At 66.0% G+C, this 25240-nt stretch carries 22 protein-coding genes, 1 tRNA gene and 1 other RNA gene; 13 read left to right on the top strand and 11 right to left on the bottom strand.

The genetic code is table 11. The features are described from left to right. Nucleotides 1-51 precede the first annotated feature (51 nt). The 8 genes from JOF48_RS14940 (at nucleotide 52) to JOF48_RS14905 (ending at nucleotide 8587) form a co-directional block, all read left to right on the top strand. Nucleotides 52-1386 (top strand): glycosyltransferase 87 family protein, encoded by a 1335-nt coding sequence (locus JOF48_RS14940; RefSeq protein WP_425353740.1) that lies wholly within the window; start codon nucleotides 52-54, stop codon nucleotides 1384-1386. Nucleotides 1387-1412: 26 nt separating this feature from the next. Further along, complete coding sequence (gene orn / locus JOF48_RS14935) at nucleotides 1413-2015, top strand: oligoribonuclease (protein ID WP_209681895.1); 603 nt, start codon at nucleotides 1413-1415, stop codon at nucleotides 2013-2015. Nucleotides 2016-2183: 168 nt separating this feature from the next. Beyond that, a tRNA-His gene (locus JOF48_RS14930) sits at nucleotides 2184-2259 on the top strand. Nucleotides 2260-2385: 126 nt separating this feature from the next. Beyond that, a complete protein-coding gene (gene def / locus JOF48_RS14925; RefSeq protein ID WP_209681893.1) occupies nucleotides 2386-2958 on the top strand; it encodes a peptide deformylase in 573 nt (190 codons plus the stop codon). A 241-nt stretch (nucleotides 2959-3199) separates the two neighbouring features. Beyond that, nucleotides 3200-4651 (top strand): sugar porter family MFS transporter, encoded by a 1452-nt coding sequence (locus JOF48_RS14920; protein WP_209681891.1) that lies wholly within the window; start codon nucleotides 3200-3202, stop codon nucleotides 4649-4651. A 506-nt stretch (nucleotides 4652-5157) separates the two neighbouring features. After that, nucleotides 5158-6018: an acyltransferase domain-containing protein gene (locus tag JOF48_RS14915; protein ID WP_209681889.1), complete on the top strand. Its 861-nt coding sequence runs from the start codon at nucleotides 5158-5160 to the stop codon at nucleotides 6016-6018. A gap of 164 nt (nucleotides 6019-6182) precedes the next feature. Then, nucleotides 6183-7793, top strand: a complete 1611-nt coding sequence (locus JOF48_RS14910; protein ID WP_209681887.1) for a peptide chain release factor 3 — start codon at nucleotides 6183-6185, stop codon at nucleotides 7791-7793. Nucleotides 7794-7840: 47 nt separating this feature from the next. After that, entirely contained in the window at nucleotides 7841-8587 is a 747-nt protein-coding gene (locus JOF48_RS14905) for an alpha/beta fold hydrolase (RefSeq protein WP_245346559.1), read from the top strand. 24 nt (nucleotides 8588-8611) lie between these two features. On the opposite strand, the gene JOF48_RS14900 is transcribed toward JOF48_RS14905, so the two are convergent. From JOF48_RS14900 to JOF48_RS14890, 3 genes are all read right to left on the bottom strand, one after another. Then, entirely contained in the window at nucleotides 8612-9445 is an 834-nt protein-coding gene (locus JOF48_RS14900; protein WP_209681886.1) for an HNH endonuclease family protein, read from the bottom strand. Between the two features lie 279 nt (nucleotides 9446-9724). Continuing rightward, an RNA gene (rnpB, locus tag JOF48_RS14895) (RNase P RNA component class A) lies at nucleotides 9725-10104 on the bottom strand. Nucleotides 10105-10242: 138 nt separating this feature from the next. Next, nucleotides 10243-11724, bottom strand: a complete 1482-nt coding sequence (locus JOF48_RS14890) for a glyceraldehyde-3-phosphate dehydrogenase (RefSeq protein WP_342591257.1) — start codon at nucleotides 11722-11724, stop codon at nucleotides 10243-10245. A gap of 196 nt (nucleotides 11725-11920) precedes the next feature. On the opposite strand from JOF48_RS14890, the gene JOF48_RS14885 reads away from it, so the two are divergent. Next, the gene (locus JOF48_RS14885) at nucleotides 11921-12685 is read left to right on the top strand and encodes a YaaA family protein (RefSeq protein WP_209681885.1); all 765 of its coding nucleotides are present in this window, start codon (nucleotides 11921-11923) and stop codon (nucleotides 12683-12685) included. Between the two features lie 93 nt (nucleotides 12686-12778). Here the strand turns inward: JOF48_RS14885 and JOF48_RS14880 are convergent, their stop codons facing one another. The 3 genes from JOF48_RS14880 to JOF48_RS19735 form a co-directional block, all read right to left on the bottom strand. After that, on the bottom strand, nucleotides 12779-13201 hold the full coding sequence (locus tag JOF48_RS14880; protein WP_342591256.1) for a VOC family protein: 423 nt from the start codon (nucleotides 13199-13201) through the stop codon (nucleotides 12779-12781). Beyond that, nucleotides 13192-13929: a zinc ribbon domain-containing protein gene (locus JOF48_RS14875; RefSeq protein WP_209681884.1), complete on the bottom strand. Its 738-nt coding sequence runs from the start codon at nucleotides 13927-13929 to the stop codon at nucleotides 13192-13194. The genes JOF48_RS14880 and JOF48_RS14875 overlap by 10 nt, the downstream gene beginning before the upstream one ends. Before the next feature lie 159 nt (nucleotides 13930-14088). Further along, nucleotides 14089-14958, bottom strand: coding sequence for a Nif3-like dinuclear metal center hexameric protein (locus JOF48_RS19735; protein ID WP_342591338.1), 870 nt, complete (start codon nucleotides 14956-14958; stop codon nucleotides 14089-14091). A 521-nt stretch (nucleotides 14959-15479) separates the two neighbouring features. On the opposite strand from JOF48_RS19735, the gene msrA reads away from it, so the two are divergent. From msrA to epsC, 3 genes are all read left to right on the top strand, one after another. Then, nucleotides 15480-16004, top strand: a complete 525-nt coding sequence (gene msrA / locus JOF48_RS14865) for a peptide-methionine (S)-S-oxide reductase MsrA (protein WP_209681883.1) — start codon at nucleotides 15480-15482, stop codon at nucleotides 16002-16004. 114 nt (nucleotides 16005-16118) lie between these two features. Continuing rightward, on the top strand, nucleotides 16119-17054 hold the full coding sequence (cysK, locus tag JOF48_RS14860; RefSeq protein ID WP_209681882.1) for a cysteine synthase A: 936 nt from the start codon (nucleotides 16119-16121) through the stop codon (nucleotides 17052-17054). A 168-nt stretch (nucleotides 17055-17222) separates the two neighbouring features. After that, nucleotides 17223-17810 (top strand): serine O-acetyltransferase EpsC, encoded by a 588-nt coding sequence (gene epsC, locus JOF48_RS14855; protein ID WP_209681881.1) that lies wholly within the window; start codon nucleotides 17223-17225, stop codon nucleotides 17808-17810. 241 nt (nucleotides 17811-18051) lie between these two features. On the opposite strand, the gene gndA is transcribed toward epsC, so the two are convergent. The 4 genes from gndA to JOF48_RS14835 all read right to left on the bottom strand — a co-directional run bounded on the left by gndA (nucleotide 18052) and on the right by JOF48_RS14835 (nucleotide 22488). After that, complete coding sequence (gene gndA / locus JOF48_RS14850) at nucleotides 18052-19503, bottom strand: NADP-dependent phosphogluconate dehydrogenase (RefSeq protein WP_209681880.1); 1452 nt, start codon at nucleotides 19501-19503, stop codon at nucleotides 18052-18054. 139 nt (nucleotides 19504-19642) lie between these two features. After that, nucleotides 19643-20698: an L-idonate 5-dehydrogenase gene (locus JOF48_RS14845; RefSeq protein ID WP_209681879.1), complete on the bottom strand. Its 1056-nt coding sequence runs from the start codon at nucleotides 20696-20698 to the stop codon at nucleotides 19643-19645. Between the two features lie 4 nt (nucleotides 20699-20702). Continuing rightward, nucleotides 20703-21473, bottom strand: a complete 771-nt coding sequence (locus JOF48_RS14840; protein ID WP_209681878.1) for an SDR family oxidoreductase — start codon at nucleotides 21471-21473, stop codon at nucleotides 20703-20705. A 61-nt stretch (nucleotides 21474-21534) separates the two neighbouring features. After that, nucleotides 21535-22488 carry an NAD(P)-dependent oxidoreductase gene (locus JOF48_RS14835; protein WP_209681877.1) on the bottom strand — a complete coding sequence of 318 codons (954 nt, stop codon included), beginning with the start codon at nucleotides 22486-22488 and terminating at the stop codon, nucleotides 21535-21537. A gap of 85 nt (nucleotides 22489-22573) precedes the next feature. On the opposite strand from JOF48_RS14835, the gene JOF48_RS14830 reads away from it, so the two are divergent. Further along, the gene (locus JOF48_RS14830) at nucleotides 22574-23638 is read left to right on the top strand and encodes a D-2-hydroxyacid dehydrogenase (RefSeq protein ID WP_209681875.1); all 1065 of its coding nucleotides are present in this window, start codon (nucleotides 22574-22576) and stop codon (nucleotides 23636-23638) included. Nucleotides 23639-23889: 251 nt separating this feature from the next. Here JOF48_RS14830 and JOF48_RS14825 read toward each other — a convergent pair whose 3' ends face one another. Beyond that, nucleotides 23890-25212: an MFS transporter gene (locus tag JOF48_RS14825; protein ID WP_209681874.1), complete on the bottom strand. Its 1323-nt coding sequence runs from the start codon at nucleotides 25210-25212 to the stop codon at nucleotides 23890-23892. Between the last annotated feature and the right edge of the window lie 28 nt (nucleotides 25213-25240).

Raw genomic sequence — 25240 nt, 5'->3', positions numbered from 1 at the left:
GGGGCGGCCTGGCCCCGCCTGGGGCGCCACCGACCGGATAAGGACTGGACCATCTCCACGGACTCATTTTTTGCCGCAATCTCCCGGGCCCGCGATGCCGTGCTGCCCGCACGCCTCCAAGCCTGGCTGAAGACGCCGCGTGGCATGTGGACCGTGCTGGGCACCATGCAGGGCGTGTTCCTGCTCGCCGCCGCGATCCTGTCGCTGTTTGGACAGGCGTTCAGCGACACTGAGATCTACCGGGTGTGGGCCTCCGTGGGGTTCGACAGCGACCGCGTCATCGGCCCCAGCCCGTGGGTGTACCCCATCCTGGCGCTCATTCCGATGGGGATCGCCTATTCATTCGGCGAGGCGCCGTTCCTTTTCATCTGGGTGCTGATGATCGCCATCCTGAACACCTTGGCCGTGGGCAGGCTCACCCGGTGGGGGCGCAACACGAAGGCCATTCCCGCCGCACTGTGGTGGATCGGCTTCACCACGCTGCTGGCCTGGCTGGGTTTCACCCGGGTGGACGGCATCACCGCCCCGATTGTCCTGGTGGCGCTGACGATCGGCACGGCCAGCCCGTTCCTGGCTTCTGCCATCCTCAGTGTGGCGACCTGGACGAAAGTCTGGCCGGCCGCCGTCGTCCTGGCATTGTTCACCGTGGTCAGGCAGCGCGTGCGCGTGGTCCTGGCCGGCATGCTGGTGACCGCCGCGGTGGTGGGGCTGGCGCTGGCCGTGGGCGAGCTGCCGGAACTGCTGAACTTTTTGCTTGAGCAGGGCGACCGCGGCATGCAGCTGGAGGCGACGTTCACCACGCCCTGGCTGTGGATGAGCGTGCTGGGGATTGGCGGCGCGCAGATGTACATGAACCACGACATCAACTCGATGCAGGTGGACGGGCCGGGGTCGGAGATCATGAGCGTGCTGATGCAGCCGCTGCTGATTGCCGCGGCACTGCTCGTGGCCGGGCTCATCTTCTGGGCGCTGCACACCGGCAAGGGCAACGGCGGCGCCGACCGCACGGCCCTGCTGCTGTTTGGCACCCTGGCCCTGACCACGGCGTTTGTGGTGTTCAACAAGGTCGGCTCCCCCCAGTTCATGGTGTGGCTGGCGCCGGCCGTGGCGGTGGGACTGTCCCTCCAGTGGAAGGCCTGGCGGGTTCCGGCAGCCATGCTGATCGGCGTCGGCGTGCTGACGTTCTTCATCTACCCCCTGTTTTACGGGCCGCTGTCCGAGAACAACCCGTTCATGGCGCTGGTGCTGACAGCCCGCAACGGGCTGCTGGTGGTCCTGTTTGCCTGGAGCGTGCGGCAGCTGTTCCTGATGGGCCGCAACCCCTCCGCCATTCCGCGCCACGGGCATTCCATGCACGACGACGAACAAACCTCCTCTGCGGCCTGACGGACACGGCGGGGTACATTGGACCCGTGGCTATTACTAATGAACGCATTGTGTGGATTGACTGTGAGATGACCGGCCTGGACGAGGTCAACGACGCCCTGATCGAGGTGGCGGCCCTTGTCACGGACTCGGAACTGAACATTTTGGGCGACGGCGTTGACGTCGTCATCAAGCCCAGCGACGAGGCCCTGGCACAGATGGGTGACTTTGTGCGCAACATGCACACCGAGTCGAAGCTGATCGACGAGCTCGCGGCCGGCACCACCATGGAAGATGCCCAGGCACAGGTGCTGGCGTACATCAAGAAGTACGTCCCCGTGCCCAACAAGGCACCCCTGGCCGGCAACTCCATCGGCACGGACAAGGTGTTCCTCTCGCGCGACATGCCCGAGCTGGTGGAGCACCTGCACTACCGCGTCATTGACGTCTCCACCATCAAGGAGCTCTCCCGCCGCTGGTACGCCCGCGCCTACTTCCATTCCCCCGCCAAGACCGGCAACCACCGCGCCCTCGGCGACATCAAGGACAGCATCAACGAACTCAAGTACTACCGTGAAGCCGTTTTTGTGCCGGCACCGGGCCCGGACACCCCCACCGCCAAGAAAATCTCGGCCAAGTACAAGCCCTGAATCCGCGGCTTTTCGCCAATCTTCCGCCGCCACAAAGCGATTTAGCTCACAAATAGGGCCAAAAGACGCGAAGTGGTCTCAGGCGCCAATATTTTCGGGTAGAGTATTGGTCGTTGCCACAAGCACGGAGGACATCGCAAGATGGCCAGACCGGCCGCGGCGGACATGGTGGGATTAGCTCAGTTGGCAGAGCGCCTGGTTGTGGTCCAGGAGGTCGCGGGTTCAACCCCCGTATCTCACCCCAAGTGATTCCCAGGAATCATGAAACACCCCGGTCACTTGATCGGGGTGTTTTTCTTTGCCTGCACGAACTTGCCTGCTTGAATTTCCTAGTACCGCCATTGTTGCCCAGCTTGATGAGGAAGCCGTCATGACCATCCGCCCCGTGACCATCTTGGGTGAGCCCGTGCTCCACCGCCGCGCCGATGAGGTCAAGGCCTTCGACGACGAGCTCAAGGCACTGGTCACTGACATGTACGAGACCATGGACGCCGCCAACGGAGTGGGCCTTGCTGCACCCCAGATCGGCGTGGGCCTGCGCATCTTCACCTACAAGATGGAAAACGACGACGGCGTCCCCGCCCGCGGCGTGGTGGTGAACCCCACGCTGACGGTCGGCAAGATCTCCGGCAATGCCCCCGACCCCGACGACGAGGTTGAAGGCTGCCTCTCCGTCCCCGGCATCGACTTCCCGCTCAAGCGCGCCGAATGGGTGCGCGTGCGCGGTTTCGATGTGGACGGCAATCCGCTGGACTTTGAGGCGACCGGCTGGTTTGCCCGCTGCATGCAGCACGAATACGACCACCTCGACGGCAAGCTCTACGTGGACCGGCTCAACGCCCGATTCAACAAGAAGGCCCGCCGCGCCGCCAAGTCCAACGGCTGGGGTGTGCCCGGCCTGACCTGGATGCCCGGCGTGGACCCGGACCCCTTCGGCCACTGATCCCCACTCCCGGGCCCGATAAATCACGGGCATGATTTATCGCGAACCTGGGGCGAGTGGGCCCCCGGTGACCGCCGCGGCACGCTGTGAGCTTCCTCCCATGAGTCTTTTATCACCCGTCATTCTGGGTAACATGCGCCACTGCCACCTCCCGGTGTGCAGTAGCTTGGCATAGAGAAAACTTGAGCTATTTTTGTCTGCCTGCCGGCTCCCACAAGGAGGGCGGGCGCAAAGGGGAACCATGTCCAGCACCACCACGCCCACGCCCGCACCCAGCTCCATCCCGCGCAAGGTCATTGGACTTGCAGTCGCCGGAGCTGTGGGCGGCTTCCTGTTCGGCTTCGACTCGTCGGTAGTCAACGGCGCCGTCGATGCCCTCCAGGGCCAATTCAAACTCAGCGATGCGCTCACGGGGTTCGCGGTCGCCGTCGCACTTCTGGGCTGCGCCCTCGGCGCCTACCTGGCCGGCAAGATTGCCGATGCCAAGGGTCGCATCCCCACCATGAAGCTTGGCGGCATGTTGTTCCTGGTGAGCGCGCTGGGCACCGGCCTGGCGTTCAGCGTGTGGGACTTGATCTTCTGGCGCATTGTGGGCGGGCTCGGCATCGGCCTGGCCTCCGTCATTGCCCCGGCGTACATTTCCGAGATCTCCCCTCGCAAGCATCGCGGCCGCCTGGCCTCCCTGCAGCAGCTGGCCATCACGATCGGCATCTTCGCGGCCCTGCTCTCCAACGCCCTGTTCGCCACCTCCGCCGGCGGTGCCGCCCAGGAGCTGTGGCTGGGACTGCCGGCGTGGCGCTGGATGTTCCTGGCCGGCGCCGTTCCCGCCGTGGTCTACTTCGGCATAGCCCTGGTGCTCCCCGAATCGCCGCGCTTCCTGGTCCTCCAGGGCAAGGACGAGGAAGCCGCCCGGGTGTTCAAGACCATCGCACCGGACGAGGACACCGAGCGCAGCATTCGCGAGATCAAGAACGCTGTCAAGGAGGACTCGCTCGCCGCCCGGAAGGGTTCGCTGCGCGGCAACCGCTTTGGCCTGATGCCGGTGGTCTGGATCGGCATCATCTTGTCCATGCTCCAGCAGTTCGTGGGCATCAACGTCATCTTCTACTACTCCACCACCCTGTGGCAGGCGGTAGGGTTCCAGGAAAAGGACTCCCTCACGATTTCCGTGGTCACCTCCGTGGTGAACATTCTGGTGACGCTCGTGGCGATCGCCCTGGTGGACCGGATCGGCCGCCGCCCCATCCTTCTCACCGGCTCCATAGGCATGGCCGTGTCCCTGGGCACCATGGCCCTGGCGTTCTCCGCGGCCAACGGCTCCGGCACCGACATCTCACTGCCCGGCGCCTGGGGCCCGGTCGCGCTCGTCGCCGCCAACGTGTTCGTCATCAGCTTCGGCGTCTCCTGGGGCCCGCTCGTCTGGGTGCTGCTGGGCGAAATCTTCCCCTCGCGCATCCGCGCCCGGGCCCTCGGCCTGGCCGCCGCGGCCCAGTGGATCGCCAACTTCCTCATCACGCTCACATTCCCGGTCATGGCAGCGGCGTCCCTGCCGCTGACCTACGGCATGTACGCGCTGTTTGCCGCGGCGTCGTTCTTCTTCGTCATGTTCAAGATCCCGGAGACCAACGGCATGTCCCTGGAGCAGGCGGAAACCCTCTTCGTGAAGAAGCCCAAGGCCGCCGCACAGCCCTAAGTGGCTCTGTCCGCCTCACTGGCGGTTCCTCGAATGGTGCTGCGCAGCGCCGCATGACTTGTGCGCATGCGCCGCTTCCGGTTTCATGCGCCTCGTTGGATAGCTATCTGGCGCATATCGAAACTGACTTTGGTCATGCGCACCGTTGGGGGTGCCATGTGGCGCAGCTCCTGCAGTGGCGCAACATTCCTGGGTGAATGCGGCGCATGCCCCAACCCGGATTTGGCCATGCGATTCATTCGGGGCGGGCGTTGCGCATGAATGACTCACAACCAGCCTGACGTAGAGGGCACCCCTTTTATGCGCCTCGTTGGATAGCTATCTGGCGCATATCGAAACTGACTTTGGTCATGCGCACCGTTGGGGGTGCCATGTGGCGCAGCTCCTGCAGTGGCGCAACATTCCTGGGTGAATGCGGCGCATGCCCCAACTCGGGTTTGGCCATGCGCAAGATGCGGCTCCGCGGCTGCGCATGAGGTCGGCAACGGGTTCGCTAAACTGGCCCAATGACCTTACGCACCACCTTGAGCCCCGGGCAGACCCTCGACATCCTGGGCATCGCCGCCGATGACCGCCCCGAAGCCCTCGAACTGCTGGAGGCTCCGGTGCGCCCCGGCGTGGAACGGGTCCTGGCGCACCTGGCCACACGCCTCGGCAGCGCCGACGACTCGAATCCGGAGCTCGGCACGGAGGAGGTGCCCGTCACCGAGATGGACTGGCTCGGCGCCATGATGCGGTTCACCCCGGAAGTTCTTGCTTGGCACGCCGGGCGGGGCATCCCCGAAGCGGTGTCGCACGCAACGCTGGCCGATTTTGGCCGCAACATGTCCATCAACCGCCGCGTCCACAACCGGTTCGGCATGGACACGTACAAGTGGCTCAACCATGTGTACTCCGGCCGCATTTACCAGCTGGGTCGGCTGCAGTACCTGATCCACCAGCCTTCCGCCGATATTCCGGGCGTCGGCGAGGGCGAGTGGATCCTTGGCGTCCACATCCCGGAAGGCGGCGGGCTCGGCCAGGCAGAGGTGGCCGGGAGCCTTGCCCTGGCGGCGGACTTCTTCGCCGCGCATTTTGCCGACAAGCCGGTGCGCACCGCCAACTGCGAATCCTGGCTGCTGGACCCGTACCTGTCCGCGAACATCGACCCCGCCTCAAACATCGCAAAGTTCGCCGCCCTCTTCACGCCCTACGGCACGCCCCGCGACGAACCCTCAGATGCCGTCTACTTCACCTTCCGCACGCGCAGCATGGAAAATCTTGCCCAACTGCCACGGGCCACGGCGCTGCAGCGCATTGTCCTGGAGCGGATCGACGCCGGCGGCGCCTGGCAGCTGGGCTTCGGGTACCTGGCGCTGCCCGGGTAGGTACAGTCGGACGCGGAAAGGCGGGCTCCCGGCACAGCGAAAGGGCTGCTTCCGTGCTGCGGTAAACTTGATAGTTGCGCCCTTGCCGCGGCTGGTCCCACCGCCGCCCGGTGCTCCACATTTTTTGCAGTTGTTCAAGAACTTCACCGCTAGAAAGTAGTCTTGTGTCCTCTCCGGCCCAGTCCCCCGCCCGCGCCACCGAAATTTCCGGCCAGGCGGAACGCCGCCGCACCTTCGCCGTCATCTCCCACCCCGATGCCGGCAAGTCCACGCTGACTGAAGCCCTGGCGCTGCACGCAAAGGTGATTGGCACGGCCGGCGCCACGAACGGCAAGTCCAACCGCAAGGACACCGTTTCTGACTGGCAGCAGATGGAGAAGGACCGCGGTATTTCCATTAGCTCCGCGGCACTGCAGTTCTCCTACCGCGACACTGTTATCAACCTGCTGGACACCCCCGGTCACGCAGACTTCTCGGAAGACACCTACCGTGTGCTGGCCGCTGTGGACTGCGCCGTCATGCTTGTGGACGCGGGCAAGGGCCTGGAAACGCAGACCATGAAGCTGTTCGAGGTCTGCCGCCAGCGCAACCTCCCGATCATCACCGTCATCAACAAGTGGGACCGCCCGGGCCTTGACCCGCTGGAGCTCATGGACGAGATCACCGAGCGCACCGGCCTGACTCCGATGCCGCTGACCTGGGCCATCGGCATCGCCGGCGACTTCCGCGGCGTGTGGGACATTCGCCGTGACGAGTTCGCCAAGTTTGCCCGCAACAGCTCCGGCGCCCAGATCGCGCTGACCGAATACCTCACCCCGGAGCAGGCCGCCGAGTCCGAAGGCGACGCATGGACGGACTCCACCGAGGAAGCCTCCCTGGTGGTGGACGAGGCAAACCCGCTGGACCTGGATGCCTTCTACGCCGGCAAGGCCACCCCCCTGCTGTTCTCCTCCGCGGCACTGAACTTCGGTGTCAAGCAGATCCTGGACACCCTCGTCGATTTCGCCCCGCCGGCCGCGCCCCGCGCCGACATCGACGGCAACGACCGCGCCGTCGACGCCCCGTTCTCCGGCTTCGTCTTCAAGGTCCAGGCCGGCATGAACCAGGCCCACCGCGACCACGTCGCCTTTGTCCGCGTCTGCTCCGGCATGTTCGAGCGCGGCATGGTGGTCACCCAGTCCCGCACCGGCAAGTCCTTCGCCACGAAGTACGCCCAGCAGGTCTTCGGCCGCGACCGCGAGGTCATCGACACCGCGTTCCCGGGCGACGTCGTCGGCCTGGTCAACGCCTCCGCCCTGCGCGTGGGCGACAGCCTCTTCGTCGAGGAACCCGTGGAATACCCGGCCATCCCGCTGTTCGCCCCCGAGCACTTCCAGGTGGCCCGTTCCAAGGACCCCAGCAAGTACAAGCAGTTCCGCCGCGGCATCGAACAGCTCGAGCACGAGGGCGTCATCCAAGTGCTGCGATCGGACCTCCGCGGCGATCAGGCACCCGTGCTCGCCGCCGTCGGACCCATGCAGTTCGAGGTGGTCGAGGACCGCATGCACCACGACTTCAACGCCCCCATGCGCCTGGAGCGCCTGCCGTACTCCCTCGCCAGATTGACGACGGCGGACGCGACGGCCACGCTGGCCAACCTCCATGGCGCTGAGGTGCTTGAGCGCTCCGACGGTGAGTTCCTGGCCCTGTTCAATGACATTTGGGCCATGCGCCGGGTGGAAAAGAACAACCCGGACTTGCCGCTGGCCGAAATCGGCACCTCCATGCAAAAGTAGGCTCCCGCCCTCTCTCGCAGGGCGACTCTCCCGACCACCCACTTCCCATGGACAGGGCATCGATCATGCACGTTGACATCTCCGGCAACGGGCGGCCGGTGCTGTTCCTGCATGGCGGTGGCGTTTCCGGGTGGATGTGGCGGCCGCTCCTGGACGTCCTGAACGGCGGGGTTCGCGCCGTCGTCCCCGACCTGCCCGGCCATGGCCAAAGCCGTGACACCGGCTACCTGTCCCACGATGAGACCGTTGGCAGGCTTGCCGGGCTGATCCGCAAGGAGGCCCCCGCTGGAGTGTTGCTGGTGGGCTTTTCCCTCGGTGCGCAGCTGGCCATCCGGCTGGCCGCCGATCATCCCGAACTCGTCAGCGGCGCCGTCATCATCAGCGCGGAAGCACAACCGGCACCGATGCCGCGTGCAACCTTGGCACTGCTGGGGTGGGCCGCTCCCCTGGCCCGGCAGGAGTGGTTTGCCCGCCTCCAGGCGAAACAGCTTTCCGTGCCTGGTGACCTGCTGGCCGAGTATGTCCGTGACAGCCGCGGCATCAGCCGCGACACGCTGCTCGCGAGCGTCGGTGAGAACATTCGCTTCACCCTGCCCGGCGCGTGGGGCGCGTTCCAGGGCAGCACTGCGGTCCTGGTCGGCGCCAAGGAGCGCAGGATCATGCGCAGCTCCGCCCGGACCATCCATGAAGCCGCCGGTGGCAGCCTGCTCGTCGTGCCCAATGCCGCACACGACATGCCGTTCACCCAGCCGCAGCTTCTTGCAGGCGTGATTCACCGGCAACTTGCCCCTTGATTCCCACCGCCTGCCACGCACGCCTCACGGCGGGTAGCCGGAGGGCAGGCTTTGCTGTTTCGGGCAGAGGCCGAGAACCCGCTGCATGGCCGCCTTTTCCGCCGGGGTCACCCAGAGGCGGTACGCGGCCTTCACGGAAATCTGCCGCGCCACATACTGGCAACGGAAGCCCTTGTTGGGCGGCAGCCAGGTGGCGGCGTCGCTGGCGGACTTGTCCTGGTTGGCCTGCCCATCCACGGCCAGGAGGTTCAGCGGATCGTTGGCCAGGCTCTGGCGCTGCTGGGCGGTCAGTGCCGCGGCACCGCTCTGCCAGGCGTTGCCGAGCGCCACAACATGGTCAATCTGAACGTCGCCGCTGCTGTCCCTGCCGCGCTTGAACGCCACCTCTTTCCCCGTGTACGGTTCCTGCAGCGTTCCCGCCGCCACGGTGCACAGCTGGCCGTCCGCCAGCGCGGTCGCGGTCAGATCGCGGCGGAGGATATCGTTGCGGGTGTCGCAGCCATTGGCGTCGGCGTCCAGCCAGGCCTCACCGAAGGCACTGCGCTGGTAGTTGTTCCCCGGCGACCTTCCCTTGACCTGCAGCGTCTCCAGGACAGCCAGCGCCGTGGCGGGCCCAACGTCGACCACGGGCGCGCCCAGCACGGGAGGTGCGGGGCGCAGGGAGGGTGGAGGTCCGGCGTCGGGCTCAAAGGGCCAGCGCCCCGAGGTGTGCAGCCAGCCGGCCAGGACCACCGCAACCACCGCGAGCAGCACGGCGGCGGACACAAAGGGTGGGCGCCGCGGGCCGTGTACCGCCGGGGTGGAGGGTGCGGGCCGTCTCGGGCGCGCCGGGTAGCGCTGCCGTGCGTGTTGTGCCATTGCCGCCCCATCCCCGAACTGCGCTGCCTGGCGGGCGCGGCCAGGCCATGCGGATCGTGATGGTTCAAGTTTAGGGTCCTCGGCGAAATGCTGCCGCCGGTTATCCACAGGGGCGGTATCACCGCCGCCGGGTGGCGCCTCCACCACGGCGGATTGCGACAGCGTTGCCGAGAAACCAGCCATTGCTGCGATGGCGTTGGGGAGGTTGGTGCGGTGCGGGAGAAGAAATGGTGTGGTGGGCATTTGGTGCGTCGGGCCCACGCCGCGACGGCAAATATGTGGATAGGGCAGCCGATACGCCGGGTTTTGTCATCCGCCGCCGTTACCGGCGACGGAGAGGCAACCATCCATCTACGAACGCCGTTGCCGACGCCCTCTAGCAGCCTACCCAGGCACTCGGGCGAACAGCCCTCAATCATGCCCTGTCTGGCCTTGCTCCGGGTGGGGTTTACCTAGCTCCCCCAGTCACCTGGGGCACTGGTGGTCTCTTACACCACCGTTTCACCCTTACCCGCTCCGGCCTAAGCCGTGCTGGCGGTCTACTTTCTGTGGCACTTTCCTGCGGGTCACCCCGAGTGGGCGTTACCCACCACCCCGTTCTGTGGAGCCCGGACGTTCCTCGAGCCACTTGCGTGACGCGCGGTTGCCTAGCTGCCCTATCCAGCTGCCCAGTCTACTCCAAGTAGACGGGGCGTTTACGCAAGGCAGACGCCCTCCGGCGGGCCGAATGCGGAAGGCGCGTGACCGGCGTCGGCCATCAAGGTCCGACGCCGGACACCCGCCCTGGGTGCCTGGGGCTATCCGCGGAGGGTGGCCGTGTGCTCCACTGCGGGGAACTGGCGCGGGTGCACGCCGGCCATTTCCTCCATGACGCGGACCACCTGGCAGCTGTAGCCGAACTCGTTGTCGTACCAGACGTACAGGACCAGGTGCTTGTCCGTGCTGATGGTGGCGAGGCCGTCTACGATTCCGGCGCGGCGGGAGCCCACGAAGTCGCTGGAAACGACTTCCGGGGAGTCGATGAAGTCGATCTGCTTGCGCAGGCCGGAGTTCAACGAGATGTCGCGCAGGTAGGTGTTGACCTCTTCCTTGGTGGTGCCATTTTCCAAGGTCAGGTTCAGGATGGCCATGGAGACGTTGGGCGTGGGGACTCGGATGGAGTTGCCGGAGAGCTTGCCTTCAAGCTCCGGCAGGGCCTTGGCCACGGCTTTCGCTGCGCCGGTTTCGGTCAGGACCATGTTCAGTGCTGCGGAGCGGCCGCGGCGTTCGCCGTTGTGGAAGTTGTCCGTCAGGTTCTGGTCGTTGGTGAAGGAGTGGACGGTTTCCACGTGGCCGTGGACGATCCCGTAGCGGTCGTTGAGGACCTTCAGTACCGGAGTAATGGCGTTGGTGGTGCAGGAGGCTGCCGTGATGATCTTGTCATCCGGGGCGATGACGGCATGGTTGATGCCATGGACCACGTTCTTCAGGGCGCCCTTGCCGGGGGCCGTCAGCAGGACCTTGGCAACACCCTTGCTTTGCAGGTGCTGGGACAGGCCTTCCTCGTCCCGCCAGCGGCCGGTGTTGTCCACGACGAGGGCGTCGCTGATGCCGTAGGCGGTGTAGTCGATGGTTGCCGGGCTGTCCGAGTAGATGACCTGGATGGCCGTGCCGTTGGCCTGGATCGTGTTGTTGTCCTCATCGATGGTGATGGTGCCGTGGAAGGGGCCGTGGACTGAGTCGCGGCGCAGCAGGCTGGCACGCTTGGTGAGGTCCTTGGGGCCGCCCTTGCGAACCACGATGGCGCGCAGGCGCAGGCCGTGGCCGCCGCCCTCGTGTTCGATCAGGATGCGGGCCAGCAGGCGCCCGATGCGGCCGAAACCGTACAGGACCACGTCGGTGCTGTGGCGTTCGTCGGCGCCGTACTTGTTGACGATGTCGGCCAGTTCGGTGCGCAGGTACGCTTCCAGGCTGTCCGCGTTGGAGGACTTGAAGCCTGCGTTGAGACGGGCCACATCCAGGGAGGCTGCGCCCAGCTGCATTGTTGAAAGGACCTGCAGGATGGGCAGGGTTTGTTCTACGGGCAGTTCCACGTCATCGACCTGGCGCGCAAAACGGTGCGCCTTCAGGATGCTGATGACCGACTGGTTGATGAGTGAGCGGCCGTGGATGCTGGTCAGGACATTGTTGTCCCGGTAGAGCCGGCCAATGAGCGGGATCATAGCCTCGGCCATGGCTTCACGTTCCATCCAGGAGTCCAGGACGGCGTCGGAGTTGTTGTCAACGAGTTGCTGCACCACTTGATATATCCTCTTCCAGCTCAAAACACCCTTGGTTCAAGCCGAATCCAGTCTGGCAGCCGATGTGCCTTACCGGCGAGTTCAGTGAGCCCTTTCACTAGACCGGTCTATCCCCGCGCCCTCCTGCAACTCGCTTCGCTCGCAGCGGGACCCCCGGGCGCGTGGGCCCGCGTCACAAAGCCGATAAGCTCATCTGGTGCTTATTCTGCTTCCCCCTTCCGAAGGCAAGACCCCCGCCGGCGCCGGCGTCCCGGTCGACCTGGCCGCCCTGAGCTTTCCCGAACTGACCGATGCCCGCCAGGAAGTGGCGGAGGCCCTGGCCCTCGTTTCCGGCAGGGAGGATGCCCTGGCGAAATTGGGCGTCGGCGCGTCGCTGGTCCACGAGGTCAGCCGCAACACGCGGCTCGCCCATGAACCCGCGGCCCCCGCGCACAGCATCTACACCGGCGTCCTGTTCGACGCCCTTGGCTACCAAAGCCTCACGCCGGCGCAAAGGCGCAAGGCGGATTCCGCCGTCGTGGTTGTCTCAGGGCTGTGGGGTGCCGTGGGTTTTGCCGACAGCATTCCCGCGTACCGCCTGTCGATGTCGGTGGGGCTGCCGGGGCTGGGCAAACTGGCCAGCTACTGGAAGCCGAAGCTGGCCGCCGCCGTGGCTGGGCATGCGGAGGGGCACCTGCTGGTGGACTGCCGCTCGAGCAGCTACGCCGCCGCCTGGGTTCCCGACCCGGCCCGCACGGTGTCCGTCAACGTTTTCACGGAGCGCGACGGTGTCCGCAAGGTGGTCTCGCACTTCGCCAAGCACACGCGCGGGGAACTGGCCCGGCATTTGATTGTCCGCCGCGGCAAGGCTCCGGAAACGCCCGCGCAGCTTGCGAAGGCCGCTGCGGAAAAGTGGACAGTTGAGCTTGTGCCGGGGACCGCGCGCAAGGCACACTCCCTGAACATCATCCTCGAGGACTGACGGCAGGCACAGGCGCCGCACTATTTGATAATTGCCGCCGTTTGGGACAACTGCCGTGGTGTGGTCCGTGGCATTCGTCCCATACGGCGGCATTTATGCACTGGCACCACCGGCGACCAGCTCAACCTCGAAGCCGTCGGCATTTTCCAGGTAGGCGGCGTAATGTCCGGCGCCGCCGGCATGGGGATGCAATTCCGGGAACATGAGCGTCCAGCCCCGATTTGTTGCGGCCGCCGCGAGGGCGTCCACGGCCGATGCCGGACCGGCGGCGAACGCGAGATGGTTCAGTCCCGCACTGCGCCGCCGGTGCGGGCCTGAAACGTGGGGCCCGGCCTCAAGGACGATGTACTCCCCCGCACCCTGCCAACTGCCGCCGTGGGCCCATTCGGACTCCAGCCGGTATCCCAGCTGTTCCAGCATCCAGCCCAGGCAGGCCTTGGCCCGCGGATAGTCCTCGACCCAGATTTCCACGTGGTGCAGCCGCCCCGTGGCGCTGAGGGGGCTGCTCAGCCCCACTCCTCCGAGCGGACCAGGATTGCGCCCGAATCGGGGCAGAACACGATGGTGTCGGCAGCGGCCTTCTTGATTTCCACGAGGTCGCCGGCGCTGAGCTCCATGCCGGATCCCTCGGATTTTCCGTGGAACAGCCGGGCTGCGCCCACGCCGTACTTGGCCAGGGTGCGGTCGTAGATGGCCAACAGGGCGGGGTCGAAGGTGGCGGCCAGTTCGGCACGCTCGGCAAGTGTTGCGTCGCGCTCCATCTTCAGCCCGGCCAGCTTGCTGCGGACTTCATCCAGGACCTCGTCCAGCACCGACTGCATCTGCTCCACGAGCCCCCGCTGGGCCTCCTGCCGCGCCACGGCTTCCTCGAAGGCCTCCATGGCTTCCAGCTGGGTGTCTTCAAGTTCAGACCGGCGCCGGCCCAGGGATTCGATCTCGCTCTGCAGCGCCATCAGGTCCTTGGACAGGCCCGTGCCGCTGTTGAGCTTGGCCTCGTCACGGTCAATGCGGGCCACGACGGCGGCCACGTCGTCTTCGGCCTTGGTCAGGGCCCGCTGGGCGTCCCCGACGGCGGTGTCCAAGACGACCTGGTCGCTCTTGGCCGCCGTCACTCCCCCGTGCAGGTCGGGAAGGCGGGGGTCTTCCTTCAGTGCTTTCGCCTGAACGTCGAGCCCCCGCAACTTTCCGTCCAGAGACTGAATGTCAAGCAAGCGCAGTTGCTCGCCCGGTGCTGCCTTGGCCATGTGTGTCCTCCTGCATGCCTGGTGTGGATCAGTGGGTTGTTGCCCCCAAGCTTAGCGGCCGAGGGACCCGCCGCGAGCCCGCGAGCGGCGGGAGGCCGATAAGCGTTAGCGGCCGAGGGACCCGCCGCGAGCCCGCGAGCGGCGGGAGGCCGGCAATCGTTAGGTTCCCGGTGTCAGGATGAAGTCCCAGGGATCCGTGTTGATTTGGCTGACGGCAAGCTCGGCCGCAAAGCCCTGGTCGGCGAGCACGTTCCCCAGCGCCTCGGCTGCGGCCGGCAGCCACAGCCATTCGCTGGCAAAGTGGGACAGGTCGATCAGGTACGGCCGCCCGTCCCCGCGCACGTCCCTGGCCTCAGATGCGGGATGATGCCGGAGGTCGGCCGTCACAAACACGTCCGCATCGCTGGCGCGCACGGCGTCAAACAGGCTGTCGCCGGCGCCGCCGCACACGGCAACCTTGCGCACCAGCGCATCCTTGTCCCCGGCCACGCGGACTCCGCCGGCCACGGCGGGAAGGGACAGGAACACGCGGGCTGCGAGGTCGCCCAGCTTTTCCGGGCCGGCCAGCACGCCAACGCGACCGATGCCTTCCTCAACCAGGCCATGTGGAGTGCGGACCAGCGGCTCCACGTCGCCCAGGCCGATGACGTCGGCGAGGACGTCCGAGACGCCGCCCACGGCGCTGTCGCCATTGGTGTGGACCGTCAGCAGGGCGCAGCCGGCCTCGATGAGCCGGTGCACCGCCCTCCCCTTGCCGGTGGTCGCCGCAACGGAGTTTACGCCCTTCAGCAGCAACGGGTGGTGGGTAATCAGGAGCTGGGCACCCCATTCGATGGCCTCGTCAATCACTTCAAGGGTGGGGTCCACGGCGAACATGATCCTGTCCACCACGGCCTCGGTGCGTCCCACGACCAGGCCCACCCGGTCCCAGGCCTCCGCGAGGGATTCGGGCCACAGCTCCTCGATGGCCACCAGGACATCCGCCAGCACAGGCGATTCAAGGTTGTCGCCTGTTTCCGGGGTGCCCACGGGAAGTTCGACGCCGGTCCCGCCGTCCGCTGTCTCTGCGCCAGACGCATCGGCCAGGTGGGCGCCGGGAGTGCCGGCCTCGTGGAGTGCGGGCACTGCTGCCACGCGGGCTGCGGGAGTGTCGGCCAGATGGAGCGGCTGGGCGGCCGAAACGTCGGCGGGGGCGGTGTGCGCACCGGCGGCAACGGCGCCGCCATCAAGCGGGGCTGCAGGCTCGCCGGCGGCGCTGCCGGATGAAAGTTCATCGACGGACGGGGCTCCGGCACCGCCGGGGGTGCCCGTTTCGGCGGCCGGCGCGGCTTCCGCGGAAGGCGTTCCGGCGCCTGCGGATGCAGCCGCGGCCGGCGCGTCTGCCTGGCCGGCCGAAGTGTCGGTGACGGTGGCGCCCTGGCCGGCTCCGGCGTCGGGCATGGGGAAAGTGGGATCCTTGCTCATGCTCCTACCTTACTGGCGGCAAAGGCTGTTGAGGGACCGTAACAATGCACGGGAATCATGTGGGCCCCATATGACTTGTATGTGACATGACGACTTTTGTTTTGGGCGGCGGCTGCTTCTGGTGCCTCGACGCCGTGTATCAAATGACCAAGGGCGTGGAATCGGTGGTGTCCGGATATACGGGCGGCGCGCTTCCCAACCCCAGCTACGAACAGATCTGCTCCGGCATGACGGGCCATGCCGAGGTGGTGTCGGTGACGTTTGACGAATCCGTGATCCCGGCGGACGTCATCTTGGACATGTTCTTTGTCCAGCACGACCCCACCACCCTCAACCGCCAGGGGTACGACGTCGGCACCCAGTACCGCTCCGTCATGTACTATCGCACGGCGGAGGAGGAAGCCTTGTTCCGGGCCGCGATTGCACGGAACCAGCAGCTCTGGGCGGACCCGATTGTGACTGAGGTTTCGCCGCTGGGCGTCATCTACGAGGCCGAGGACTACCACCAGGACTTCTATGCGCAGCGGCCCGAGGTGGGCTACTGCCAGGTCATTATCAACCCCAAAATCGCAAAAGTGCGAAAACATTACGCCGCGTGGCTTGCCGCCTAGAACCCGGGCGCCGGACTCGCTACGCTTTCGATAACAATTGCGCACGGTTCCGTTGGCGGGCGCACCCCACCCGTTGCATGTCTCATGCTTGCACGAATGAACTAAGGACCACCCATGGCTCGTATTTATGACAATGTCACCAAACTGGTTGGCGGCACCCCCCTGGTGCGCCTGAACCGCCTGACCGAGGGCCTTGGCGCCACCGTTGTGGTGAAGCTGGAGTTCTACAACCCCGCCAACAGCGTCAAGGACCGGATCGGCGTTGCCATCGTCGACGCCGCTGAGGCCTCGGGCGAGCTGAAGCCGGGCGGCACCATTGTGGAAGGCACCTCCGGCAACACCGGCATTGCGCTGGCCATGGTGGGCGCTGCCCGCGGATACAAGGTCATCCTGACCATGCCGGAGACCATGTCCACCGAGCGCCGGGTCATGCTGCGCGCCTACGGCGCCGAGATTGTGCTGACCCCGGGCTCCGAGGGCATGCGCGGCGCCGTCGAGAAGGCCAAGGAAATTGTAGCCAACACCGAGAACGCCATCTGGGCCAAGCAGTTCTCCAACCCCGCCAACTCCGACATCCACCGCACCACCACGGGCGAGGAAATCTGGGAAGACACCGATGGCGCCGTTGACATCCTCGTGGCAGGCATCGGCACCGGCGGCACCATCACCGGCGCAGGCCAGCTGCTGAAGAAGCGCAAGCCCGAGGTACAGGTTGTGGCCGTCGAGCCCATTGACTCCGCCATCCTGAACGGCGGCGCCCCCGGCCCGCACAAGATCCAGGGCCTGGGCGCCAACTTCATCCCGGAGGTCCTGGACCAGGGCATCTACGATGAAGTCCTCGACGCCACCATCGAGGATTCAGTTGCCGTTTCGCGGGCACTGGGCAACCAGGAAGGCATCCTCGGCGGCATCTCCGCCGGTGCCGCCGTTTGGGGCGCCCTGGAGCTGGCCAAGCGCCCGGAGAACGCCGGCAAGCTGATTGTTGCCGTGGTCCCCGACTTCGGCGAACGCTACATCTCCACCGTCCTGTTCGACGACATCCGGAGCTGACCGCCCACGCATCCCCAGTGTTCCGGGGTCTGAGACCCCGGAATATTTCCCGCATCACCGGCGCTGTGCCGGTGGTGCGGGTCTTCTGGTATCTGGGCCCGCCGGCACAGCTTGACGTTTTGAGAACCCGGCCGCGCATTCCGCGCGGCAACCAACTGAAAGAAGTCCGTGGGATTTTTCGGCACCATACGCGAGGACCTGGATTCCGCGCGCTCACATGACCCGGCAGCACGCGGCAACGTGGAGAACTTTTTCGTCTACTCGGGGCTGCACGCCATCTGGGTCCACCGGCTCACGCACAAGATGTGGGCCCAGCCGGCACTGCGCTTCCCCGCACGCGTCCTCTCTCAGTTGGCCCGGTTCACCACCGGCATTGAGATCCATCCGGGCGCCACGATCGGGCGGCGCTTTTTCATCGACCACGGCATGGGCGTGGTGATCGGCGAAACCAGCGAAATTGGCGACGACGTCATGATCTACCACGGCGTGACCCTGGGCGGGCGCTCGCTCGCGAAGACCAAGCGCCACCCCACGATCGGCAACCGCGTCACGATCGGCGCCGGCGCGAAGGTCCTGGGCCCCATCCACATCGGCGACGACTCCGCTGTGGGCGCCAACGCCGTGGTGGTCAAGGATGCCCCGCCCAGCTCAATCCTCACCGGCATCCCCGCCAAGGTCCGGCACCGCGACTCCAGCAAGGAGATGGCCCCGGCCGTGGACCCCGCGGAGTACATCGACCCCGCCATGTGGATCTAACCCGCACCCCCGCTCTTTTTTCCGTGCGTCAGTTGGATCCTTCGGTGTTTTTCGGCCGATAACAGCCGCACACATTCTTGTTGTTAAAGCTCGACGGCGGCCGGCTCCTTTCAAGGGAAAGGTGCCGGCCGCCGTCGTGCTTCATGCCCTTCCCCGGTCTATGACGCAGTTACTGCATCGAAATCGCTTGGAAAACGCTTTCTACGTGCAACAACCGCGTCATAGACGGGAAGGGGGACTGCTAGTGGGTGTCGACTGCGCTGACTTCGCTCTTGTCGCCGCTCCACTGGGTGTGGAAGGTGCCTTCTTCGTCGACACGGTTGTACGTGTGGGCGCCGAAGAGGTCGCGCAGGCCCTGGGTCAGTGCGGCGGGCAGGCGCTTGCGGCGCAGTCCGTCGTAGTAGGCCAGCGAGGAGGAGAAGACGGGCACCGGGATGCCCAGCTGGACCGCCGTGGCCACGACGCGGCGCCAGGCCGGGAGGACCTCGGCGATTTCCGCGGCGAAGGCCGGTGCGAAGAGCAAGTTCGCGGGCTTCTCCTCGGCGGCGTAGGCCTTGGTGATGTCCTTGAGCAGCTCGGCACGGATGATGCAGCCGCCGCGCCACAGCGAGGCGATCTCGTCCAGCTTCAAGTCCCAGTTGTACTCGGTGGCTGCGCTGGTGAGCATGTCGATGCCCTGTGCGTAGCTGATGAGCTTGGAGGCGTAGAGCGCCTGGCGGACGTCTTCAACGAAGTTCTCGCCCAGGTCCACGGCAACCTCGTGGCCGGCCAGGACTTCCTGGCCGATGGCACGCTGGTCGCGCTGGCTGGAGAGGCCGCGGGCGAACACGGACTCGGCGATCGCGGAGGTGGGTGAGCCCAGGTCCAGTGCGGACTGGACCGTCCAGCGGCCCGTGCCCTTCTGGCCTGCGGAGTCGACGATGACATCAACCAGCGGCTTGCCGGTCTTGGCGTCGACGTGGCCCAGGACCTCGGCGGTGATTTCGATCAGGAAGGAGGCCAGCTGGCCTTCGTTCCACTTGCCGAAGATTTCAGCCTGCTCTGCGGGCTCAATGCCGGCGCCGCTGCGGAGGAGGTCGTAGGCTTCGCCGATGACCTGCATGTCGGCGTATTCGATGCCGTTGTGGACCATCTTTACAAAGTGGCCGGCGCCGTCGGTGCCGATCCAAGCACAGCAGGGCTGGCCGTCGACCTTGGCGGAGATCTTTTCCAGCAGCGGGCCGAGGGCGTCGTAGGACTCCTTGGAGCCGCCGGGCATGATGGAGGGGCCGAGCAGTGCGCCTTCTTCACCGCCGGAGACGCCAACGCCAACGAAGTGCAGGCCCTTCTCGGCCAGTGCGGCTTCGCGGCGGCGGGTGTCCAGGTAGTGCGAGTTGCCGCCGTCGATGATGATGTCGCCCTCTTCCATGAGCGGCACCAGTGAGTCGATCACGGAGTCGACCGGGCCGCCGGCCTTGACCATGATGAGCACGCGGCGGGGCTTCTCGAGGGAGTCAACCAGTTCGGCCAGGGTTTCAGTGCGGACGAATACGCCTTCGGAGCCGTGGGCTTCGAGCAGGGCGTCGGTCTTTTCAACCGAGCGGTTATGCAGGGCAACGGTGTATCCGTTGCGGGCCAGGTTGCGGGCCAAGTTTGCGCCCATGACCGCGAGGCCTGTGACGCCGATCTGTGCAGTGCCGGTTTGTGCAGACATACTACCTCCAGAGAGAAATAAACAGGTTTCCTACAGCTTATCGGTGATGAAGCCGGTTCCCCAGCTGATTCCATGATTTGGATGGTCTGGGCCGTCACAATTGAAATGAAACGTGGCAACCGGCTGCCAACTTGACGCCTCAGGCCCCGAAGTTGAGGAGCACTTTGCCCGAAACGGCAGAGTCCTTGGCCATTGCAAACGCTTCCAACGCATCGCCGAGTGCATACTCATGCGTGATCACCGGATCAACAAACAACGAGCCCTCAGCCAGTGCGGCAATGACGTCGTCAATTTCATTGTTGAAGCGGAAGGATCCAACGAGCTCCAGCTCGCGGACAATGGCCAGCGAAATGGCAACCGGTTGTGGCCCGGAGGGCAGCAGGCCCACCATGACTACGCGGCCGCCCCGGACAGCACCGTTGATGGCCGAGGCCAGGCCAAAATGGTTCCCGGAAGACTCAATCACCACGTCCGCCTCCACTGCAGCTATGGCTTCCGTGTCGCCCGCGTGGAGCACTGCGTCGGCGCCGACGGCCTGCGCGATTTCCAGCGGCTTGGCATGCATGTCCACGGCAGTGATGTGGGCGGCGCCTGCGCGCTTGAGCACTGCCACGGCCAGGGCACCGATCGGCCCGCAGCCCACAACGAGGGCGGTCTTGCCGCGGACCTCCCCCGCTCGGGCAACCGCATGCCACGCCACGCTGGCGGGCTCCACCAGGGCCGCACCCCTCAGCGACAGCCCTTCCGGCAGCTCGCGAAGCATCCGGGTTGGCAGGTTGGCGTAGCGCAGGAAGGCTCCGTCGGTGTGCGGATGCCGGGCGGCGCTGCCCAGGTATGTGCAGCCCGGTGACAGGTTGGGCCGGTCCAGCGGGTACCGGGCGGCGCCGGGCGCCGGCGTGGCGGGGTGAACGGCGACGGGCGTTCCCACTCCGGGGCCGGTGCCGTCCGCAGCAGCGCGAACAACTATCCCCACCACTTCGTGGCCCAGGACCATGGGGTCCTTGAGGATGGATTCACCCGCGGCGCCGTGCAGCCAGTAGTGCAGGTCGGAGCCGCAGATGCCGCCGTAGGCAATCTCCACGACTGCCTGGTCTGCGGCGGGAACTGCCAGGGCCACGTCCTCGATGCGCAGGTCGTCCTTGCCGTGGGCCACCACGGCCGGGGCGCTTTCGGGAAGGTCAAAGTTCTCAGCCATGGTGCTAGACCACCACCGTCATGCCGCCATCGATGAAGATGGTCTGGCCGTTGACAAAGTTCGAGGCGTCGGAGGCCAGCCACACGGCCGGGCCCACCAGGTCCTGTACAGTGCCCCAGCGGTTGGCGGGGGTGCGGCCCAAGATCCAGGAGTTGAACTTTTCGTCGTCCACCAGGTTTTGGGTCATCTCGGTGTGGATGTATCCGGGGGCGATCCCGTTGATCTGCAGCCCGCCGGAGGCCCATTCGGCCGTCATTGCGCGGGTCAGGTTCCGCAGGCCGCCCTTGGCCGCGGTGTACGCGGCGATGGTGGGGCGGGCCAAATCCGTCTGCACCGAGCAGATGTTGATGATCTTGCCGCGCCCGCGGGCCAGCATGCCGCGGGCGGCTTCGCGGCCCACGAGGAACGCGCTTGTCAGGTCGGTGCTCAGAACCCGGTCCCAGTCCTTGACGTCAAGGTCCAGCAGCGGCACGCGGTGCTGGATGCCGGCGTTGTTGACCAGGATCTCCAGCGGCCCCACGTTGCCCTCGATCCAGGCAATGCCCTCGGCCGCAGCAACGTCGCTCGTGACATCGAAGGCCAGCGAGCGGATCTGCCCGGGGGCAAAGTCCGCAGCCATGGCCGCCTCGGCCGCCGCCAGCCTCGCTTCGTTCAGCCCGTTGAGCACCACGGTCGCCCCGGCCTCCGCCAGCCCGCGGGCCAGGGAATTTCCAATCCCGCGGCTGGACCCTGTCACGAGGGCCGTCCTGCCTGTCAGGTCAAATAATCCACTCATCAATTCATCCTTGTTAATAGGGAGTTCCAAAAACCTTCAATGGCCATGCCGGCCTGCCGCGTCACGGCGTGCCGTGCCCCACGGCGCCGGGCTGCTGCCCGCGGCCCAACCGGGCGATCGATTCGCGCACGACCGTCAGGTCCTGCTCACCCAGCCCCTGGTCCTTCAAGGTGCCGTACAGTGCATGGCCGGCAGTTGCCATGGGCACAGCCGACCCCACGGCAGCGGCACTTTCGAGCACGAACCCCAGGTCCTTGTGCATGAACTTTGCCGGCCCCGTGGGCGTATAGTCCTTGGCGGCGATCCTCGGACCGGCGAGCCGGAGGACGGCACTGCCGGCGAGGCCGCCGGCCAGGACTTCAAAGAGTGCCGCGACGTCCATCCCCGAGCTCTCGGCGAGCTCGGCAGCCTCGGCGAGTGCCGCCGTCGTGGTTCCGACAAGGAGCTGGTTGCAGGCCTTCGCGAGGGAGCCGCTGCCCAGCGGGCCCAGCAGGCGTACGGTGGTCCCCATGCTGTCCAGGACCGGGCGGACCAGCTCAAATTCACCAGGTTCCGCGCCGGCCATGATGGCCAGCGTGCCGCTCGCGGCACCCACGGTGCCGCCGCTGACGGGGGCGTCGATGACGAAGGCCCGCCCGCCGGTGGCGACATGCACCTCCCCGCCGAATGCCTGGACCGCCTGCGGGGAGACACTGCTCATGACCACGACGGCGGTTCCCGGCTCCGGGGGTGACTGCCGCCAGGCGTCGAGCAGCGGGGCGGCGGAGTCCTTGATGTGTCCGAGGTCCGGAAGCATGAAGATGATGACATTGAGGCTGCGCATGTCGGCGACGCCGGCTGCGGCCTGCGCGCCCTGGCCTGCCAGGTTCTGCACGGCCGGTGCCGAGCGGTTCCAGACCGTCACGGGCCAGCCGGCCCGAAGCAGGTTGGCGGCCATGGGCGCCCCCATGTGGCCTAGGCCGACAAATCCGACGGTCAGCGGATCTTTCTGCCTCGAAGTTGTGGTTTGCACCATTTGTTACCAGTCCTCACAACGTTGTGGTTTGGATGCTGACGTGAAACATTGCCATATCTGTTCAGTATTCTATCCACAATTCAGTATGATGAACACTATGACCTCAAATAATCTCACCGTCGCGATTGCAGTCCCCCTCGAAGCCGAGCATGTGGAGGCCATCCGCGCCGCCAACCCGGCCGTCACAGTCATATACGAACCCGAGCTGCTCCCCCAGGAGCGCTTCCCTGCCGACCATGCAGGCGACCCTGCCTTCAAGCGAACCGAAGAGCAGGAGGCGCGCTACTGGGAGATGCTCCGCAGTGCAGACGTCCTGTACGGCTTCCCCAACGAAAGCCCGGCCGGCCTGGCCAAAATTGCCTCCAGCGAAAAGCTCCAGTGGATCCAGGCCATGGCCGCCGGTGCCGGCGGGGCCGTCAAGGCGGCGCAGCTGCCGGAAGAGGCCCTCTCCCGCATCAAGGTCACCAGCTCGGCAGGCGTGCACAGCCTGCCGCTGGCTGAATTCGCCATGATGGGCGCGCTCAACGGCCTCAAGCGCACCGCCGAGCTCGCCGCAGACCAGGCCGCCAAGCACTGGCCCGAGCTGCGAACCCCCACCCGCCTCGCGAGCGGCTCCAATGTGGTCATCACGGGCCTGGGCGAGATCGGCCTCGAAACCGCCCGCCTGGCCCGCGCCCTGGGCATGAACGTCAGCGGCACCAAGCGCACCGTGGAGCCCATCGACGGCATCGACACCGTCACCGACACGGCAGGGCTGCCCGGCCTCGTCGCCTCGGCCGACATCCTCATCAACACCCTCCCCGGCACCCCGTACACGGAAAAGATGATCAACGCCGAGATCTTCGCCGCCATGAAGCCGGGAACCATCGTGGTCAACGTGGGCCGCGGCACGGTCATCGACGAGGACGCGCTGTTCGAGGCGCTCAACAACGGCCAGGTGTCCTACGCCTGCCTGGACGTGTTCGCCGTGGAGCCGCTGCCGGAGGCCAGCCCGCTGTGGGAGCACCCGCGCGTCATGGTCTCTCCGCACACCTCGGCCCTCAGCCAGGCCGAGAACCGCCTTATCGCCGAGCGCTTCATGGAGAACCTGAAGCGCTTTCAGGCCGGCACCCCGCTGCTGCACGAGGTAGACACGGTCCACTTCTACTGACAATTCCGGCATAGGGGAGCTGCCATCGGGCGGCTCCCCTTTTGTGTGCCCTCACCCTTTTTGCGGCCCCCGGGAATGGGCGACGGCGATGCGCACCACCCGGGGCGGGCCGCCTCTCCCGTCGATGCCGCATGAAGCACCCCGGCGCTCGGTGCGCTTCCGGCGCAAGGCACGCCCCGCCGTCGAACATCAAGGCCGTTAAGCGGGTGCGGCGCCTGCCGAAGCAGGCGCCGCCGGGGTGTTTCGAAGGGTTAGGAGGCGTCCTCAACCAGGTTGAGGTCGCGGCCCACGGTTTCGGGAGTGACGAACGTGGTGAAGAAGGAGATGCCTGCAAGCACCGCGGAGTACACGGCCAACACCAGCCAGGAGTGGTTCGTGGCAGCCAACAGGGCCACACCAACAATCGGCGCAATGCCGCCGGCGAACACGGCCGAGATTTCGCGGCTCATGGCGACGCCGGTGAAGCGGTGGGTTGAGCCGAAGAGCTCGGGGAGCATGGCGCACTGCGGGCCAAGCATGGACTGCACGCCGATGGAGATGCCCACCACCATGACCGCCCAGACGAGCCAGACATGGCCCAGGGTGATGAGGTAGAACGCAGGGAAGGCGAAGAGCAGCTGGAAGAGTGCGCCGTAGCGGTAGACCTTGACGCGGCCAATGCGGTCGGAGATGGCACCGAAGGTGATGACCATGACGGCGGCGAATCCTGCCGCGATCAGCAGGCCCACGGGGCCGATGAACTTGTCCCCTTCAAACACGCCGCCCTTGGCGGCCATGAAGCCAACCAGGAGGGTGGAGTAGATGCTGGAGTTGCCGTTTTCACCCATGCGCAGGCCGATGCCGATCAGCACGTTCTTCTTGGAGGTGCGCCACAGCGAGCCCAGCGGGTTCTTGGTGACGTTCTTGTGCTTCTCCAGTTCCTGGAAGACAGGGGTTTCCTTGAGCTTGAGGCGGATGTACACGGCGACGCCGATCAGCAGGATGCTGGCCAGGAACGGAACGCGCCACAGCCAGCCTTCCAGGACCTCGGGGTTGGCCATGCCAAGCAGCGCGAAGGTTCCGGCACCCAGCAGCGTGCCCACCTGGATGCCCACGAAGGGCAGCGCGGCGAAGAAGCCGCGTCGCTTGCGCGGGGCCACCTCGGAGATCAGGGTTGTAGCGCCGGCCTGTTCGGCGCCGGCGCCCAGGCCCTGCACGATGCGCATGGTCACCAGGAGGATGGCTCCCACCATGCCTGCCTGCTCGTAGGTGGGCAGCAGGCCGATGGCGAAGGACGCACCACCCATGAGGCCAATGGTGAGCAGCAGGACCTGCTTGCGGCCGAAGCGGTCGCCGATGTAGCCAAAGATGAGTCCGCCGAAGGGGCGGGCGGCGAAGCCGACGCCGTACGTGGCGAAGGAGGCGATCAACGCACCTGTGTCGCCGAGCGGGGCGAAGAAGAGCGGGCCAAAGATCAAGGCAGAGGCCAGGCCGTATATGTAAAAGTCGTAGTACTCCAGCGCAGAGCCGACCGAACTGGCCAGTGTGGCCCGGCGAAGCTGGTCCGGATCCACCTTGTCGGCGTCGGAATTCACGGTTGGGTTTTTGGGGCTTAATGGCCGT

This window comes from Arthrobacter stackebrandtii (assembly GCF_017876675.1).
Lineage (GTDB): Bacteria > Actinomycetota > Actinomycetes > Actinomycetales > Micrococcaceae > Specibacter > Specibacter stackebrandtii.
The sequence above is the reverse complement of the archived record's forward strand: the minus strand, read 5'-3'. Positions and strand labels throughout refer to the sequence as shown.

Bases quoted from the DNA above. Each gene is read 5' to 3' on its own strand.
- JOF48_RS14905 (WP_245346559.1), top strand. From the start codon at position 7,841: ATGGACAGGGCATCGATCATGCACGTTGACATCTCCGGCAACGGGCGG.
- gndA (WP_209681880.1), bottom strand. From the start codon at position 19,503: ATGTCTGCACAAACCGGCACTGCACAGATCGGCGTCACAGGCCTCGCG.
- def (WP_209681893.1), top strand. From the start codon at position 2,386: ATGACCATCCGCCCCGTGACCATCTTGGGTGAGCCCGTGCTCCACCGC.
- JOF48_RS14845 (WP_209681879.1), bottom strand. From the start codon at position 20,698: ATGGCTGAGAACTTTGACCTTCCCGAAAGCGCCCCGGCCGTGGTGGCC.
- JOF48_RS14915 (WP_209681889.1), top strand. From the start codon at position 5,158: ATGACCTTACGCACCACCTTGAGCCCCGGGCAGACCCTCGACATCCTG.
- JOF48_RS14900 (WP_209681886.1), bottom strand. From the start codon at position 9,445: ATGGCACAACACGCACGGCAGCGCTACCCGGCGCGCCCGAGACGGCCC.
- cysK (WP_209681882.1), top strand. From the start codon at position 16,119: ATGGCTCGTATTTATGACAATGTCACCAAACTGGTTGGCGGCACCCCC.
- JOF48_RS14840 (WP_209681878.1), bottom strand. From the start codon at position 21,473: ATGAGTGGATTATTTGACCTGACAGGCAGGACGGCCCTCGTGACAGGG.
- JOF48_RS14830 (WP_209681875.1), top strand. From the start codon at position 22,574: ATGATGAACACTATGACCTCAAATAATCTCACCGTCGCGATTGCAGTC.
- JOF48_RS14835 (WP_209681877.1), bottom strand. From the start codon at position 22,488: ATGGTGCAAACCACAACTTCGAGGCAGAAAGATCCGCTGACCGTCGGA.
- JOF48_RS14920 (WP_209681891.1), top strand. From the start codon at position 3,200: ATGTCCAGCACCACCACGCCCACGCCCGCACCCAGCTCCATCCCGCGC.
- JOF48_RS14875 (WP_209681884.1), bottom strand. From the start codon at position 13,929: ATGGCCAAGGCAGCACCGGGCGAGCAACTGCGCTTGCTTGACATTCAG.
- msrA (WP_209681883.1), top strand. From the start codon at position 15,480: ATGACGACTTTTGTTTTGGGCGGCGGCTGCTTCTGGTGCCTCGACGCC.